Source organism: Stenotrophomonas bentonitica, assembly GCF_002887735.1.
GTDB lineage: Bacteria > Pseudomonadota > Gammaproteobacteria > Xanthomonadales > Xanthomonadaceae > Stenotrophomonas > Stenotrophomonas bentonitica_A.
Window position 1 is genome coordinate 196,572 of the sequence record NZ_PKQP01000006.1, and the last position, 14,346, is coordinate 210,917.

A 14,346-nucleotide genomic window follows, 5' to 3' on the forward strand; every position below is an offset into this window, starting at 1 on the left:
CCGGAGGTAGAGCCGACCGTTGGTCGGCTGCTCTCCGCCCCGGTGGTAGAGCCGACCGTTGGTCGGCTGCTCTCCGCCCGAGCCCACCAGAGCAGCCGACCAACGGTCGGCTCTACACGGTGGGGGCCGTCTCCTGAGCAGCCGACCAACGGTCGGCTCTACACGGTGGGGCCGTCTCCTGAGCAGCCGACCAACGGTCGGCTCTACAACAGGTGTGGGCCGTCTTCCAGGACCTGGCGCAGGAAGGGTACGGTGATGCGGCGCTGCGCCGCCAGCGATTCGCGGTCCAGCCAGTCCAGCAGGCTGACCAGGCTGCCCAGCTCGCGGCCGGTACGGGTCAGCAACCATTCGATCGCGGCCTCGTCGATGGCCAGGCCACGTCGCGCCGCGCGTTCGCGCAGCACCGCCGCACGGCCTTCGTCGTCCAGCGGCTGCAGCACCACGCGCACGCACTGCTGCAGGCGTGAGCGCAGGTCCGGCAGCACCAGCCCCAGCTGGTCCGGGGCGTGCTGCGCGGTGTACAGCAGGGTGATCCCCGCGGCGCGCGCACGGTTGTGGAAATCAAACAGCGCCACTTCATCTTCGCGCTGCCCGGCTACGGCATCGAGCCCGTCCAGCGCGACCAGGTCGCGCCCCTCCAGCGATTCCAGCGCGGCGCGGGTGCGTCCGACCACCGCCTTCAGCGGCAGGTACGTCGGCTGGCGGCCGGCCTGTTCGGCCAGCGAACACATCGCCAGCGCCTGGTGGGTCTTGCCGGTGCCCGGCGCGCCTTCGAGGTAGACCCAGTCGTGCGCCGCGCCCACGGCGATGGCGCGCAGCTGCGCCAGTGCGCCATCCGGCGCACCGATGAAGGTCTCCAGCCGCTCGTCCTGCGGGTAGCGCAGGGCAAGCGGCAACTGCGGCACGACACTCACTGCGCGTCCGGCCCCTTCGGGGTGCCCACGATCACGATCTCGGGCTTGTCGACGTAGGCATCGAGCACGATCGCCGACTTCTCACCGGCATACAGATCACTCTGGCGATAGCGCTGGTGCGCATAGCGCAGCAGCACGTTGCTGACCGCCGCCACCGGCAGCGCCAGCAGCATGCCCAGGAAGCCGAACAGCTGGCCACCGGCCATCACCGCGAAGATCACCGCCACTGGGTGCAGGCCGATCTTGTCGCCGACGATGCGCGGGGTCAGCACGTAGCTTTCCAGCAGCTGGCCCACGGTGAACACCACGCCGACCAGGATCAGCAGTTTCAGATCGAAGCCCTGCGCCTGCACCAGCGCGGCCACCACGGCCATCACGATGCCGGTGGTCGCGCCCAGGTAGGGAATGAAACTGATCAGGCCGGCCACCAGCCCGATCAACAGGCCCAGCTTCAGGCCGACCAGCGACAGGCCCGCGGCGTACACCACGCCCAGCGCGATCATCACCAGGAACTGGCCGCGGATGAACGCCCCCAGCACCTCGTCCGATTCACGCGCCAGGTTGGTGATGGTGCCGACGTGGTTGCGCGGAATCATCGAGGCCACGCGCTCGACCAGCTTGTCCCAGTCGCGCAGGAAATAGAACGCCAGGATCGGCAGCAGCAGGATGTTGACCACCCAGGTGACCATCGTGAAGCCCGAGCGCTGCACGTAACCGAAGAAGGTCTTGGCGAAGCCGCCGGCCTGCTGCCAGTGGCTGCGCACCCACTCGATCAGCCGGTCCGGGTCCATCCACTGCATGACCTCCAGCCCGGTCTTCTCCTCGAACCACGGGATGCCTTTTTCCATCAGCCATTGCTGTGCCTGCGGAATCGCCGCCACCAGCGTGGCGACCTGGCGCTCGATCATCGGCACCAGGATCAGCAGCGCGGCGGTGATCAGCAGGATCATCGCGACGAACACCAGCACCACGCCGGTGTTGCGCGAGCGGCCGGTGGCCTCGATCCGGTCGACCAGCGGGTCGCCCAGCCAGGCCAGCGCCAGGGCCAGCACGAAGGGGGTCAGGATCGGGCCGAGCAGCCAGATCACCCAGCCGGCGGCAAGTGCCACCAGCACATACTTCAACCGCCTGAGGAACTGCGCGATTTCCGCTTCGGGGGTAAGGATCATCGCAGGCGGTACTCGTTGCTGGCAGGCGGCGGCAGGGCCGAGGGGTTGGTTTCATCGATCGGCACCGGCAGGGCCAGCGGCGCGGTCGGCGCGATCACGCCGTTGTCGCCCAGCATGCGGTTCAGGCCGGGCAGGCCGGTGGTCAGCTCCAGCGACAGCTCCAGGCGGTCGCCCGAGGCGCGCACCGGGGTGACGTTGCGCACCACCGCGGTCTCGCGCAGGCCGGCAGCCAGGCGCATGTAGTCCTCGGCACTGTTCAGGCCCAGCACCACGATCGTGTAGGTCCCGGCGGCACCGGTGGCGGCCCCGGCCTTGGCGTAACGGCGCACCAGCGCATCGGCGGCGCCGTCGGCACCACCGGCCATGGCGCGGCGGGCGTCACTGTCCTTGGTGCTCCACTTGTTCAGTTCCTTGCCGCCATCGACGAATACCCAGTCGGCGACCCAGCCACTGCCATCGCGGTAGAGCTTGCCGATCAGCTGCATCGGCGGGGCATAGCGCGCCGAGGCGCGGGCAACGGCGGCCGTGTCCTGGCGCCAGATCGCGCCGACCAGCGCCTGCTCGGCCGCGCTGCCCGAGGGCAGGCCCAGCTTGTAGCCGCGTTCGATGGCCCGGTTGAGCAGCGGGCGCGCCGCGTTGGCCTGCTGGACGGTGACCAGACGCGGGCCGGAGCCATCGTCGATGGCCAGCCAGATCACCGGCTTCGGGCGGGGCTGCGGCCACAGCGGCAGGCCCAGGGCCGAGATCAGCCCGTCGACGTCATCCTCGCGGAAGCGCGCCACCAGGATCGTGCGGTAGCTCGGGGCGCCGCCGGCCGAGGTGCTCTGGTCCTGGCGGTAGTCATAGCTGGCCACGTAATCCTTGGCGTTGCGCAGGGCCTGCATCACCCCGGGGCGGCTCATCACGCTGCGGTCGCCCGAGAGTTTGGCCAGCACATTGCCCAGCGCCCTGGCCAGGGCACCGTTGCGGTCCGAATCGGCCTGGCTGTTGACCGGGACCTCGGCCTCGTAAGCGCCACTGGCGGTGGCCACATCGCCTTCGGTGCGCAGGCCGCTCTGGGCCATCGAGGCCACCGGCAGGCACAGCGCGAGGAACATCATGAAAAAGAGGCTGCGGCGCATCAGGACTTCCATTGAGCGTATCCGGGGGGAATTGTTGCCCGAATAGGGCCTGCGCGCCAACGTGGCCTGTTAAAATCGCGCTTTCACCCCAGCGCAGCGCCGACGCCCGTGACCAATTCCCCGTCCAACCCCTCTCCCCTGACCTACCGCGACGCCGGTGTCGATATCGACGCGGGCAATGAGCTGGTCGAGCGCATCAAGCCGCTGGTGAAGCGCAGTTTCCGCCCGGAAGTCATGGGGGGCCTGGGTGGCTTCGGCGCCCTGTTCGACCTCTCCAGCAAGTACCGCGAGCCGGTCCTGGTCTCGGGGACGGATGGCGTGGGCACCAAGCTGAAGCTCGCACAACAGCTGGGCCGCCACGACACGATCGGCATCGATCTGGTCGCCATGTGCGTGAACGACGTGCTGGTCCAGGGCGCCGAGCCGCTGTTCTTCCTGGATTATTTCGCCACCGGCAAGCTGGACATCGATACCGCGGCAGCGGTCGTGGGCGGCATCGCCAACGGCTGTACCGAGGCCGGTTGCGCGCTGATCGGTGGTGAGACCGCTGAAATGCCCGACATGTATGCCCCGGGCGAGTACGACCTGGCCGGCTTCACCGTCGCCGGTGTCGAGAAGAGCGAACTGAAGGACGGCGCCAGCGTGGCCGCCGGCGACGTGCTGATCGGCATCGCCTCCTCCGGCCCGCACTCCAACGGCTACTCGCTCGTGCGCCGCATCTATGACCGCGCCGGCCAGCCGGCCGACCTGGAACTGGAGGGCGGGGTCAAGCTGGTCGATGCGCTGATGGCGCCGACCCGCCTGTACGTCAAGCCGATCCTGGCGCTGCTCAAGACCCATGGCGCGGCGATCCACGGCATGGCCCACATCACCGGTGGCGGCCTGACCGAGAACATCATCCGCGTCGTCCCCGAGGGCCTGGGCCTGGACATCCAGGCCGATGCCTGGACCCTGCCGCCGGTGTTCCAGTGGCTGCAGAAGGAAGGCGCGGTGGCCGACAGCGAGATGTGGCGCACCTTCAACTGCGGCATCGGCTTCGTGCTGATCGTGGCCGCCGACCAGGTGGCCTCGGTCGCTGCCGCCGTCACCGCGCAGGGGCTGGACCACTGGACCATCGGTGCCGTGACCCCCGCCGATGGCACCGAACGCGTCAAGATCGGCTGAGCCCGGTCATGGAGCCCCGCCTGGAGGCCGCTGCCCAACCGCCGTCGCTGCCCGCCGCAGCGGCGCCGGCCGTGCCGGGCACCGCGGTTGACACCTCGCAGCTGCAACTGCTGTCGGTCTTCCACTATGTGCTGGCCGGCCTGACCGCGCTGTTCTCGCTGTTCCCGCTGATCTATCTGTTGATGGGCGTGGCCGTCATCTTCGCCGCACCACCGCCGTTGGCGCCGGGCGAGGCGCCGCCGCCGTTCGATCCGCGCCTGCTTGGGTGGGTGTTCGTGCTGATCGGTGGGCTGGGCTGCGCTGCCGGGCTGGTGCTGGCCGGGTACATGGCCTATGCCGGGCGCTGCCTGGCGCAGCGCCGGCGTTACCTGCTGTGCATGGTGGTGGCCGGTATCGCCTGCATCTTCATGCCGTTCGGTACCGCCCTGGGCGTGTTCACCCTGGTGGTGCTGTCGCGCCCGGCAGTCAAGGCGGCCTTCGAAACCGCATGAGCAGCCGTATCGCCGTACTCGCCTCCGGCCGGGGCAGCAATCTGCAGGCCATCCTGGACGCCATCGCCGCGCAGCGGCTGGATGCGCAGGTCGTGGCCGTGCTCTCGGACAAACCCGAGGCCTCGGCCCTGCTCAAGGTCGGCCCGGCCCAGCGTTGGGCGCGCTCGCCCAGGGACTTCCCGGACCGCGCCGCCTTCGATGCGGCGATGGCCGATGCGCTGGACGCGTTCGCCCCGGACTGGATCGTCTGCGCCGGTTACATGCGCATCCTCGGCCCGGCCTTCGTGGCGCGGTTCGATGGCCGCCTGGTCAACATCCATCCCTCCCTGCTGCCGCTGTACAAGGGACTGCACACGCATGCGCGCGCGTTGGAAGCCGGTGATGCCGAGCACGGCGCCAGCGTGCACTTCGTGGTGCCCGAACTGGATGCCGGCACCGTGCTGGCACAGGCCCGCGTGCCGGTCCAGGCCGGTGACACCGCCGAAGCGCTGGCCCTGCGGGTGTTGGCCGTGGAGCATCCGCTGCTCATCGCCAGCCTCGGGCTGCTGGTCAGCGGCCGCGTAACTGAACAGGCAGGTCAGCTACAGCTCGACGGTCACCCCCTGTTTAGCCCGCTGCGCCTAGATTGCGCCGGACAGCTGAACCGATAAGCGCCGCGCACACACGCCGCTGATCCCGGCGCTGGCATTCTTCCCCTTCCCCCACCGACCGGCCCGCATGAGAACGCCTTTGTTCAAGCCCGTGCTGCTGATGGCCTCCCTGCTGTGCACTGCCGCCCTTGCCCACGCGCAGGAGACGGCGCCCCCCCCGTTGCCCGCCCTTCCTGCAATGGACTGGGAGGCACCGCCGCTGCAGCCATTCACCGCTACCTACCAAGCCCTCTACAAGGGCAAGCAGGCCGGCGATGCGACCATGCGCGTCACCCACACCGGCGGCGACCAGTGGCGGGTGGACATGCAGGTGGTGGGTCGCAGCGGCTTTGCCAGCGTTCTCGGCCTGAACCTGGAGCAGAGCACGGTGTTCGAGAACCGCAACGGCACCTACGTGCCGTTGAGCCAGAGCACTGTCCGCAAAGGCCTGTTCCTGGGCAAGAAAGTGACCGGCACCTATGACTGGAAGGCCGGCACCGCGCAGTGGCTGGGCGATCTGAAGAAGGAACGCCGCCAGCCGATCCCGCTGCAGCCCGGCGACCAGAGCGCGCTGCTGCTGAATCTGGCGATCATGCGCGACGCCCTCCCCGGCGGGCAGATGCACTACCGCTATGTGGACGTGGGCCGCGTCCGCCAGCACGACTACCAGGCCGCGCCGGACACGGAGAACGTGCCGGTGGGCGACCTGTCCTACAACGCGCTGCGGGTGTACCGCACCAACGGCGGCAACGACGAAACCATCCTCTGGATCGCCAACGGTGTTCCCACGCCGGTGCGCATCCTGCAACGCGAAGATGGCGAAGATCGGATTGATCTGCGCCTGATCGAATACCAAGGAGTCTGAGCATGACCACACTGAACCGTCCGCTGACCTGGATCGCCGCTGGCGCCCTGGCTGTCGTGAGCCTGCCCGCCATGGCGCTGCAGCCGTTCAAGGCCGATTACCAGGCCAGCTACATGGGCATGCAGGCCAATGGCACCATGACCCTCACCAGCGAAGGCGCCAACAAGTGGCGCTACAGCCTCAACGTCAAGAACCAGCTGGCCGATCTCAGCCAGAACACCGTCTTCGAGGAAGCCAACGGCCGCCTGCGCCCGCTGAGCAGCAACGACCGCTCGGTGCTGCTGGTCAAGAAGCGCAACGTGGACGCCAACTACAACTGGACCAGCAACCAGGCGACCTGGACCGGCGACGTCAAGCCGGACCGTCGCGGCCCGGTCGCGCTCAAGGCCGGCGACATGGACGCCCTGCTGATCAACCTGGCGATCGCGCGGGATCTGGCTGCCGGCAAGCCGCTGAACTACCGCATGGTCGACGAAGGCCGGATCAAGCCGATGTCCTACAAGGTGGTCGGCAAGGAAAAGATCACCGTGGCCGGCAAGTCCTACGACGCGACGAAGGTCTCGCGCGTGGACGGCAACAAGGAACTGATCGCCTGGATCGTGCCGGAGTTCCCGGTGCCGGCGCGCCTGCTGCAGCGTGAGAGCGGCAAGGATGCGCTGGACCTGACGATCAAAGGCATGAACTGACCCAGAAAAACGCCCGCTTGCGCGGGCGTTTTTTCATTCCGGCTTGGCCTCGCCGAAGACCGTCCTGCAGTCCACCCGGATCTGCTGCCGCGTATCGCGCCAGTAGTAGGTGCTGCAGTGGCGGTTGCCGTCGACGCTCTTGTCCACGCCGACCGCATAGAACGACTGGAACACCTCGGTACGGCTGACCGTGCCATCGGCGTTCCAGTCCATGTCTTCCTGCTGGATGCCCTGGGTGATCGCGATGCCGGCATACCAGGCGTAGCCCAGCCATGCCAGCACGATCAGCACCAGGACCAGCAGCGCCTTGCGGCGGCGGGTGAACCGGCCGCGCAGGATCATGCCGCGACGCGCCGGATGGTGGCGCCCAGCGAGGACAGCTTCTCTTCGATGTTCTCGTAGCCGCGGTCCAGGTGGTAGATGCGGTCGATGGTGGTATCACCCTCGGCCATCAGGCCGGCCAGGATCAGCGAGGCCGAGGCGCGCAGATCGGTGGCCATCACCGGGGCGCCGCTGAGCTGCTCGGCACCCCGCACGATCGCGGTGTGGCCTTCCACCTGGATGTCCGCGCCCAGGCGCAGCAGTTCGTTGACGTGCATGAAACGGTTTTCGAAGATCGTTTCGTTGATCACGCCCACGCCGTCGGCCACGCAGTTGAGCGCCATGAACTGCGCCTGCATGTCGGTCGGGAACGCCGGATACGGCGCGGTGGTCAGGTTGACCGCACGCGGGCGCTTGCCGCCCATGTCCAAGGTGATGCTGTCTTCGGTGGTCTCGATATGCGCACCGGCCTCCACCAGCTTGGCCAGCACCGCGTCCATGGTGTTCGGGCGGGCACGGTTGACCGTGACCTTGCCGCCGGTCATCGCCGCGGCGACCAGGAAGGTGCCGGTTTCGATACGGTCGGGCAGCACTTCATGACGGCCACCGGAGAGCTTCTCGACGCCTTCGATGGTCAGGCGGGCGGTGCCCAGGCCTTCGATCTTCGCGCCGAGCGCGATCAGGCAGTGCGCCAGGTCGGTGACTTCCGGCTCCATCGCCGCGTTGTCCAGCACGGTGGTGCCTTCGGCCAGCACGGCGGCCATCAGCACGTTTTCGGTGCCGGTGACGCTGACCATGTCGAAGGTGAAGTGGGCCCCCTTCAGACGCTTGGCCTGGGCCTTGATGAAGCCGTTCTCGACGGTGATTTCCGCACCCAGGGCCTGCAGGCCCTTGATGTGCTGGTCGACCGGACGCGAGCCGATCGCGCAGCCGCCGGGCAGCGACACTTCGGCCGCGCCGAAGCGGGCCAGCAGCGGGCCGAGCACCAGGATCGAGGCGCGCATGGTCTTGACCAGCTCATACGGCGCCACGTGCTGGTCCACCGAGCGCGGGTCGACCACGATCGCGCTGCCGCGCGACAGGGTGCCCTGGTCGATGGTGACCTTGGCACCCAGCTCGCCGAGCAGCTTCACGGTGGTCACCACGTCGTGCAGGTGCGGCACGTTGGTGATCTCCACCGGCGCATCGGCCAGCAGGGTCGCGCACAGGATGGGGAGGACAGCGTTCTTGGCGCCGGAAATGTTCACTTCACCGTGCAGCGGCTTGCCGCCGGTCACTACGATCTTGGCCATGGAATCTACTTGGAATGAGGTAGAGCCGACCGTTGGTCGGCTGAATGGTCTGGGTAGCCGACCGTGGGTCGGCTGAAACGATAACCGTGAGGGGTACCCCGGAATCAACCGCCCGCTTCGGCCGGGGTGACCGTCTTCAGCGCCAGCGCATGAATCGCCCCGCCCATCAGATCGCCCAGGGTCGCGTAGACCATGCGGTGACGCGCCAGCGGCATTTTGCCGGCAAAGGCGTCGCAGACCACGGTGGCCTCGAAGTGCACGCCGTCGTCACCCTGCACGTCCGCGCGGGCGCCAGGCAGGCCGGTTTCGATCAGATTGCGGATGGTCTCGGCGTCCAACGGGCTTTCCTAATAAAATGAGCGCTCATTCTACTCTTCCACGTGGCGCTCGCATGGCTGTCTCGCCCCAACTCCCCCATCCGGCCGACGCTGCGGCACTGGTCGCCAGCGGCCGCCGCGTGTTCGAGATCGAGCGCGATGCGCTGGGCGCGGTCGCCGAGCGGCTGGGCGAGGCATTCAGCCAGGCCTGCCAGCTGGTCCTGCAGGGCAAGGGCCGCGTGGTCGCCACCGGCATGGGCAAGTCCGGCCATGTGGCCCGCAAGATCGCCGCTACCCTGGCCTCGACCGGCACCCCGGCCTTCTATGTGCACCCCGGTGAAGCCGGGCACGGCGACCTGGGCATGATCACCGAGGCCGACGTGGTGCTGGCGCTGTCCTATTCGGGCGAGTCCGACGAACTGCTGATGCTGCTGCCGGTGCTCAAGCGCCAGGGCAACCGTCTGATCGCGATGACCGGCCGGCCGCAGTCCAGCCTGGCCAGCGCCGCCGACGTTCACCTGGATGTCAGCGTGCCGGCCGAGGCCTGCCCGCTGGCCCTGGCCCCGACCTCCAGCACCACCGCCTCGCTGGCCATGGGGGATGCGCTGGCCGTGGCCCTGCTCGATGCGCGTGGCTTCACGGCCGATGATTTCGCCCGCTCGCACCCGGCCGGCAGCCTCGGCCGCCGCCTGCTGCTGCACATCACCGATGTCATGCACAGCGGCGATGAGCTGCCGCGCGTGGACGTCGGTGCCAGCCTGAGCGAAGCCCTGGTGGAGATGAGCCGCAAGCGCCTGGGCATGACCGCCGTGGTGGACGCGGACAACCACCTGATCGGCCTGTTCACCGACGGCGACCTGCGCCGCGCGCTGGATACCGACCTGGACGTGCGCAGCGCGAAGATCGCCGATGTGATGACCCGCGGCCCGCGCACCATCGGTGCCGACCAGCTGGCGGCCGAGGCCGCGCAGTTGATGGAAGCCCACAAGATCAACGGCTTGATGGTGGTCGATGCCGACGGCCATCTGGTCGGCGCGCTCAACATTCATGACCTGTTGCGGGCCCGGGTGGTTTAAACCACAGTTGCCTTCCTCCATTCAGCTGAGCTGCCCCCAGACGATGCCCTACTCCCCGTTGCCCGGTTTCCCGTCCCACCTGCATGCCGTCGCCGGCCGTATCCGGCTGGCGTGCTTCGACGTGGACGGCACGCTCACCGACGGTCGGCTTTACTACGACAAGGACGGCAACGAGAGCAAGGCGTACTACGTGCAGGACGGACTCGGCCTGAAACTGCTGCAACACCACGGTATCCACCCGGTGCTGATCACCGCGCGCAACAGCCAGTCCGCGCTCAAGCGCGGCGCGGACCTGGGCATCGATACCCAGATCGCGGTCGGCGACAAGCTGGCCAGCGTCAAGGCGCTGTGCGGGCAGCACGGCATCGGTCTGGACCAGGTGGCCTTCATGGGCGACGACCTGCCCGATCTCGGCCCGCTGTGCGCGGTCGGCCTGGCGGTCGCGCCGGCCAATGCCCACCCGTGGATCGCCGAACGCGTGCACTGGCAGACCCGCAGCGACGGTGGCCAGGGCGCCGCGCGTGAGCTGTGCGATGTCCTGCTGGCCGCACAGGGCCATGTGAACGCCGTGCTGGCGAGGTTCGGCGCATGAACGTGCGTACCGCCATCGGCGGCCTGCTGCTGGTCGCCGCACTGCTGACCGGCTGGCTGGCCCTGCACCATCGCGACAAGGCCCCCGTGGCCGAGGGCGAGGATGCCACCAAGGATTACGTGCTGCACGATTTCCAGATCGTGGCGCTGGACGAACAGGGCAAGGAATCCACCACCCTGCGCGCCCCGCTGCTGGAGCGTGCGCGCAGCGATGAAACCATGACCCTGACCACCCCGGTGTTCCTGCTGCCCGACCAGGACGGCAATCACTGGGAGATGCGCGGGGACAGCGGCTGGGTCAGCGCCAAGGGCGACCAGCTCAAGCTCATCGGCAACGTCAGCGGCGACAGCCCCAAGGTCCCCGGCGTTGTGCCCACCACCTTCCGCACCGATCATCTGGACGTGTTCCCGAACGAGAACCGCGCCAGGACCGATGCCCGGGTCACCATGACCCGCCCGGGCCTGTCACAGACAGGCGTCGGCTTTGAAGCAGACATGAAAACCCGGCAGTACAAACTCCTTTCACAGGTCAAGACCCGCTATGAACCGAACGCTGCCCGCTAAGCTCGCGCTGCTCGCCCTGCTGCTGCCCGGCGTGGCGCTGGCCAAGTCGTCCGACCGCAACCAGCCGATGAACCTGGAATCCAACAGCAACGACTGCAACCTGACCGACGACGCGGGGAAGTGCACGTTCACCGGCAACGTGGTGATCACCCAGGGCACCCTGGTGATCCATGCGGCCAACGCCGATCTGTTCCGCAAGAACGGCGATATCGAACGCGTCGTGCTGACCGGCAAGCAGGCCACGCTGGAGCAGGAAATGGATGACGGCTCCAAGATGAATGCCTGGGCCGACAACATGGATTACAACGTCAACAGCGAAGTGATCATCCTCACCGGCAACTACAAGGTCGAGTCGCCGCGCGGCACCAACAGCGGCCAGAAAATGACCTACAACACGCGCACCGGCAACATGCAGAGCGGTGGCGACGGCACCCGCGTGCGCACCGTGATCCAGCCCAAGAACAAGGGCGCCGCCCCGGCGGCCAAGCCGGCCACGCCCGCGGCCAAGCCCGCCACCCCGCCCGCCGCCGGGAGCAAGAAGTAATGCTCGTCGCCAAAGGCCTGCGCAAGCGCTACAAGCAGCGTGAAGTCGTCAAGGATTTCGGGCTGACCCTGGAGGCCGGTGAAGTGGTGGGCCTGCTCGGCCCCAACGGTGCCGGCAAGACCACCTGCTTCTACATGATCGTGGGGCTGGTCGAGACCGATGCCGGCAGCATCGTGCTGGACGGCAAGGACATCACCAGCGACCCGATGTACACCCGTGCCAAGCAGGGCGTGGGCTACCTGCCGCAGGAACCCTCGGTGTTCCGCAAGCTGACCGTGGCCGACAACCTGCGCTTGGTGCTGGAACTGCGCGAGGACCTGGACAAGGCCGGCCGCGAAAAGGAACTGGCCAGCCTGCTGGACGAACTGCAGATCAACCACGTGGCCGACCAGCTCGGGGCCAGCCTCTCCGGCGGTGAGCGCCGCCGCTGTGAAATCGCCCGCGCGCTGGCCGCCAAACCGCGCCTGATCCTGCTCGATGAACCCTTCGCCGGTGTCGACCCGATCTCGGTCGGTGAAATCCAGCGCATCGTCACCCATCTCAAGCAGCGCGGGATCGGGGTGCTGATCACCGACCACAATGTCCGCGAAACCTTGGGAATCTGCGACCGCGCGTATATCCTCAACGAGGGCAGCGTGCTGGCACAGGGCGCGCCGGACGAGATCCTGGCCAACGCCGACGTCCGCCGCGTCTACCTTGGGGATACCTTCAAGCTCTGATCCAGCGGCCGCCGCAACGCCTTCCTTCCGTTCGGCACAGGCATGAAAGCACGGCTGCAGACATCGATGGGGCAACACCTGGTCATGACGCCGCAGCTGCGTCAGGCGATCAAGCTGTTGCAGATGTCCAGCGCCGAGCTGGAGCTGGAAATCAACGAGGCGGTGGAAACCAACCCGCTGCTGGACTGGGCCGAGAACGCTGAACCGGCGCTCGAGGCCAGCCCCGGCGAGGACAGCCCCCCGCCCGCCCCCGCCGATACCCATGCCGATGGGGAGCACCAGGTCTCCGCCGGCGACGAGTGGTCGCCCGGCGAGGGCGACTGGACCAGCGGCAGCAGTGGCGGCTCCTTCGACGATGACGACAACGGCAGCGCCGCCGAACGCGTGGCCGAGACCGAATCGCTGGCCGACCACCTGCTCTGGCAGCTGCACCTGTCGCACCTGTCGGTCCGCGACCGCAGCATCGGCGCGGCCCTGATCGACGCTTTCGAAGAGGACGGCTACCTGCGCGAGCCGCTCACGGCCATCGCCGAGACCCTGCGCCCGGCCATCCAGGCCGACGAGGCCGAAATCCTGACCGTCCTGCACCAGATCCAGCGCTTCGACCCGGTCGGGGTGGGTGCGCGCAGCCTGGGCGAGTGCCTGGACCTGCAGCTGCTGGTACTGCCCGCCGATACCCCCGGGCTGGCCCTGGCCCGGCGCATCGCCGATGGGCCGCTGGAGCGCCTGCCGCGCAGCGGCGTGGCCGGCATCGCCCACGAGCTGCGCGAGCCGCTGGCCGAGGTCGAGGTGGCGGTGCAGCTGCTGCGCTCGCTGGACCCGCGCCCGGGCACCCAGATCGGCGAGCTCTCCCACGACAGCTACGTGGTGCCCGACTGCGTGGTCTGGCGCCAGAATGGCGTCTGGCGCGCGGCCCTGGCCGGCCACGCCGGGCCGCGGGTGGTCATCCACCGCGGCTACGAACAGTTGATCCGCCGCTGCGGGGAGGCCGACGCCGGTTACATGCGCGCCCATCTGCAGGAGGCGCGCTGGCTGCTCAAGGGCCTGGAGGCCCGCGGCGAGACCCTGCTGCGGGTGATGCGCTGCCTGCTCGACCAGCAGGCCGCCTTCCTGGAGTTCGGCGAACAGGCCCTGCGCCCGCTGACCCTGCGGGAAGTGGCCGGCGAGCTCGGCCTGCACGAATCCACCATTTCCCGGGCGATCGCCCGCAAGTACGTGCGCACCCCGCGCGGCACGCTGCCGCTGCGCGCGTTCTTCGCCTCCGGCATCGACACCGACAGCGGTGGCGAAGCCTCCAGCACCGCCATCCAGGCCATGCTGCGCCGCCTGATCGATGACGAGAACCCGCGCAAGCCGCTTTCTGACGCCAAGCTGGCTGACCTGCTCAAAACCTCGGGAATACCGGTGGCGCGACGCACCGTGGCGAAGTATCGTGAAGCCATGAACATTTCCGCCTCGCACGAAAGGGTACGAATCGTCTGACGCTCCACCGCGCCCGGCGGGAAGGTTCATTGGCACATCCGAACAAAGGAGAAACCCGATGCACATCGAGACGTTTGGCAAGGACCACCTTGAGATCACCCCGGCTCTGAACGAGTACGTGGAGACCAAGCTGGAACGGCTGAGGAAGCATTTCGACCAGCACTGCGAGGTCCGCGTGCAACTGTCGATCCGCAAGCCGGAGCACCATGCCGATGCGAGTGTGAATGTTCCCGGGCAGACTCTGCACGCGGACGCCAGCGGCCCCACCATGTATGCGGCAATCGACATCCTGGCCGACAAGCTCGACCGCCTGGTCATCAAGCACAAAGAGAAAAAGCAGCAGCACGCACCGCAACCGCTGCCGGTGGGCGACAATGAGGGCTGATGCCCCCGTTTCCACC

At 68.0% G+C, this 14,346-nt stretch carries 18 protein-coding genes; 12 read left to right on the forward strand and 6 right to left on the reverse strand.

Annotated elements, in window-relative coordinates; translation table 11 throughout:
• Positions 1–203 precede the first annotated feature (203 nt).
• From hda to C0R07_RS13170, 3 genes are read right to left on the reverse strand one after another with little or no spacing between them, the layout of a single operon-like run.
• Entirely contained in the window at positions 204–914 is a 711-nt protein-coding gene (gene hda, locus C0R07_RS13160) for a DnaA regulatory inactivator Hda (protein ID WP_019185422.1), read from the reverse strand.
• Positions 911–2,083: an AI-2E family transporter gene (locus C0R07_RS13165; protein WP_102789118.1), complete on the reverse strand. Its 1,173-nt coding sequence runs from the start codon at positions 2,081–2,083 to the stop codon at positions 911–913. Before C0R07_RS13165 ends, hda begins: the two co-directional genes overlap by 4 nt.
• Entirely contained in the window at positions 2,080–3,204 is a 1,125-nt protein-coding gene (locus C0R07_RS13170; protein WP_235319018.1) for a DUF2066 domain-containing protein, read from the reverse strand. Before C0R07_RS13170 ends, C0R07_RS13165 begins: the two co-directional genes overlap by 4 nt.
• Before the next feature lie 108 nt (positions 3,205–3,312).
• On the opposite strand from C0R07_RS13170, the gene purM reads away from it, so the two are divergent.
• From purM to C0R07_RS13195, 5 genes are all read left to right on the forward strand, one after another.
• The gene (purM, locus tag C0R07_RS13175) at positions 3,313–4,368 is read left to right on the forward strand and encodes a phosphoribosylformylglycinamidine cyclo-ligase (protein ID WP_019185419.1); all 1,056 of its coding nucleotides are present in this window, start codon (positions 3,313–3,315) and stop codon (positions 4,366–4,368) included.
• 8 nt (positions 4,369–4,376) lie between these two features.
• A complete protein-coding gene (locus C0R07_RS13180) occupies positions 4,377–4,859 on the forward strand; it encodes a hypothetical protein (RefSeq protein ID WP_019185418.1) in 483 nt (160 codons plus the stop codon).
• The gene (gene purN, locus C0R07_RS13185) at positions 4,856–5,509 is read left to right on the forward strand and encodes a phosphoribosylglycinamide formyltransferase (RefSeq protein WP_019185417.1); all 654 of its coding nucleotides are present in this window, start codon (positions 4,856–4,858) and stop codon (positions 5,507–5,509) included. The genes C0R07_RS13180 and purN overlap by 4 nt, the downstream gene beginning before the upstream one ends.
• A gap of 100 nt (positions 5,510–5,609) precedes the next feature.
• Positions 5,610–6,353, forward strand: a complete 744-nt coding sequence (locus C0R07_RS13190; RefSeq protein ID WP_428991906.1) for a DUF3108 domain-containing protein — start codon at positions 5,610–5,612, stop codon at positions 6,351–6,353.
• Positions 6,354–6,355: 2 nt separating this feature from the next.
• A complete protein-coding gene (locus C0R07_RS13195) occupies positions 6,356–7,039 on the forward strand; it encodes a DUF3108 domain-containing protein (protein WP_019185415.1) in 684 nt (227 codons plus the stop codon).
• A 33-nt stretch (positions 7,040–7,072) separates the two neighbouring features.
• Here the strand turns inward: C0R07_RS13195 and C0R07_RS13200 are convergent, their stop codons facing one another.
• From C0R07_RS13200 to C0R07_RS13210, 3 genes are all read right to left on the reverse strand, one after another.
• Positions 7,073–7,381 carry a hypothetical protein gene (locus C0R07_RS13200; RefSeq protein ID WP_019185414.1) on the reverse strand — a complete coding sequence of 103 codons (309 nt, stop codon included), beginning with the start codon at positions 7,379–7,381 and terminating at the stop codon, positions 7,073–7,075.
• Positions 7,378–8,652, reverse strand: coding sequence for a UDP-N-acetylglucosamine 1-carboxyvinyltransferase (murA, locus tag C0R07_RS13205; protein ID WP_019185413.1), 1,275 nt, complete (start codon positions 8,650–8,652; stop codon positions 7,378–7,380). The genes C0R07_RS13200 and murA overlap by 4 nt, the downstream gene beginning before the upstream one ends.
• Before the next feature lie 104 nt (positions 8,653–8,756).
• Positions 8,757–8,990: a BolA family protein gene (locus C0R07_RS13210; protein ID WP_019185412.1), complete on the reverse strand. Its 234-nt coding sequence runs from the start codon at positions 8,988–8,990 to the stop codon at positions 8,757–8,759.
• A gap of 53 nt (positions 8,991–9,043) precedes the next feature.
• Between C0R07_RS13210 and C0R07_RS13215 the strand changes: the two genes are divergently transcribed.
• From C0R07_RS13215 to hpf, 7 genes are read left to right on the forward strand one after another with little or no spacing between them, the layout of a single operon-like run.
• On the forward strand, positions 9,044–10,045 hold the full coding sequence (locus tag C0R07_RS13215) for a KpsF/GutQ family sugar-phosphate isomerase (RefSeq protein WP_019185411.1): 1,002 nt from the start codon (positions 9,044–9,046) through the stop codon (positions 10,043–10,045).
• 43 nt (positions 10,046–10,088) lie between these two features.
• The gene (locus C0R07_RS13220; RefSeq protein WP_102789120.1) at positions 10,089–10,637 is read left to right on the forward strand and encodes a KdsC family phosphatase; all 549 of its coding nucleotides are present in this window, start codon (positions 10,089–10,091) and stop codon (positions 10,635–10,637) included.
• Entirely contained in the window at positions 10,634–11,200 is a 567-nt protein-coding gene (gene lptC / locus C0R07_RS13225) for an LPS export ABC transporter periplasmic protein LptC (protein WP_019185409.1), read from the forward strand. The genes C0R07_RS13220 and lptC overlap by 4 nt, the downstream gene beginning before the upstream one ends.
• A complete protein-coding gene (gene lptA / locus C0R07_RS13230) occupies positions 11,178–11,744 on the forward strand; it encodes a lipopolysaccharide transport periplasmic protein LptA (RefSeq protein WP_102789121.1) in 567 nt (188 codons plus the stop codon). The genes lptC and lptA overlap by 23 nt, the downstream gene beginning before the upstream one ends.
• Entirely contained in the window at positions 11,744–12,463 is a 720-nt protein-coding gene (gene lptB / locus C0R07_RS13235; RefSeq protein WP_019185407.1) for an LPS export ABC transporter ATP-binding protein, read from the forward strand. The genes lptA and lptB overlap by 1 nt, the downstream gene beginning before the upstream one ends.
• 42 nt (positions 12,464–12,505) lie before the next feature.
• Positions 12,506–13,945, forward strand: coding sequence for an RNA polymerase factor sigma-54 (locus C0R07_RS13240; RefSeq protein WP_019185406.1), 1,440 nt, complete (start codon positions 12,506–12,508; stop codon positions 13,943–13,945).
• Positions 13,946–14,003: 58 nt separating this feature from the next.
• Positions 14,004–14,330 (forward strand): ribosome hibernation-promoting factor, HPF/YfiA family, encoded by a 327-nt coding sequence (gene hpf, locus C0R07_RS13245; RefSeq protein ID WP_046274055.1) that lies wholly within the window; start codon positions 14,004–14,006, stop codon positions 14,328–14,330.
• The last annotated feature ends 16 nt before the right edge of the window (positions 14,331–14,346 follow it).